At 64.1% G+C, this 1,087-nt stretch carries 2 protein-coding genes; both read left to right on the forward strand.

Annotated elements, in window-relative coordinates; genetic code table 11:
- The coding region (locus K8638_RS44245) for a hypothetical protein (RefSeq protein WP_223760822.1) at positions 1 to 356 on the forward strand (356 nt) is incomplete at its 5' end.
- A gap of 22 nt (positions 357 to 378) precedes the next feature.
- The gene (locus K8638_RS44250; protein WP_223760823.1) at positions 379 to 981 is read left to right on the forward strand and encodes a hypothetical protein; all 603 of its coding nucleotides are present in this window, start codon (positions 379 to 381) and stop codon (positions 979 to 981) included.
- Positions 982 to 1,087 lie beyond the last annotated feature (106 nt).

The following is a 1,087-nucleotide window of genomic DNA, read 5'->3' on the forward strand; positions in this document are numbered from 1 at the left end:
GGTCTCGCGGCCCCAACATGCCTCCCTACACGCACGGCCAGGGAGCGACACGCTCCCTACACCTTGAAAGGGGTGGCACTCAGGAGCTTTCGCGCAATGAGCGGCGAGCCATCGATGCGGCAGTTGCCCGAGGAGAGTACTGGCTCGCGCGCCTGCTCGAGCGCGAGGCCCGAGGGCGCTTCGTGGAACGACAATTGAGAGACGACTTCCCTCTGCTCCGCTGGAGCAAGGCGCGAGTCGATGTGATTGATCCACGGACGGGCTATCAGTACGAGATCCTTTCCGGAACCGACTCGAACCTTGCCCTGCACGGTCAGCGCATGGCCGGTTCTCTCTTCCGGATGATCACCTTCTGAGCCCATCGAGCACAGGCACCTCATGATCCAGTTCAGCGACCGAGAAATCGAAGACGAGCGCCTGGAGCTGAACAGCAAGACGGAGCTCTATTACCTGGGACACCACCTGACGCTGAGGCGGTGCAACCTCGTCATCAAGGTGCCTGCACGCGCATTGGTGATTGCCAGGGTGCAGCTCATCGACTGCACCATCGACGTGAAGAGGGCACTCACGGACTTCCGTTGGGAGAAGGCGTTCCTGAAGGGCTGCCGCTTCACGGGTACGATGATCGGCAATGACTTCGGCCGCTGGCCCTACGCGGAGCATCCCGAGCTCGGCGGCATCGAGGACTGCGACTTCACCGGTGCCCGCTTGGAAGCATGCCGCTTCGTCGACTGCGACGTCAGCACCCTGAAGTTTCCCTCCTGGCCCTGTTTCACCCTCCTCGACCCTGTTCGCCGCAAGGACGAGCTGCTCGCGGCGCCCTGGCCGGGGACGAGCCGCCTCATGGTGGAGTCTCTCCTGAAGTCCCCACCGCAGACCGTGGCGACGACGGACTTTGCCCCCGCCGTGGCGAAGGACTACGGCACCACGGAGGAAGCCATCCGTGCCGTGCTTGAGCAACTGGACGGCGTGAAGCTGTAGCCGGCTCGACCCCCGGGCCCACCGCGCTTAGAACATGTGTCCGAACGTCAGGTAGAAGCGCCGCCGCCCGGACTCGGTGGAGCGCGCGTAGTCCATGCGCACCACC

The organism is Myxococcus sp. RHSTA-1-4, from assembly GCF_020037125.1.
GTDB lineage: Bacteria > Myxococcota > Myxococcia > Myxococcales > Myxococcaceae > Myxococcus.

Coding starts and splice junctions, on each gene's coding strand:
- K8638_RS44250 (WP_223760823.1), top strand. CDS start 379: ATGATCCAGTTCAGCGACCGAGAAATCGAAGACGAGCGCCTGGAGCTG.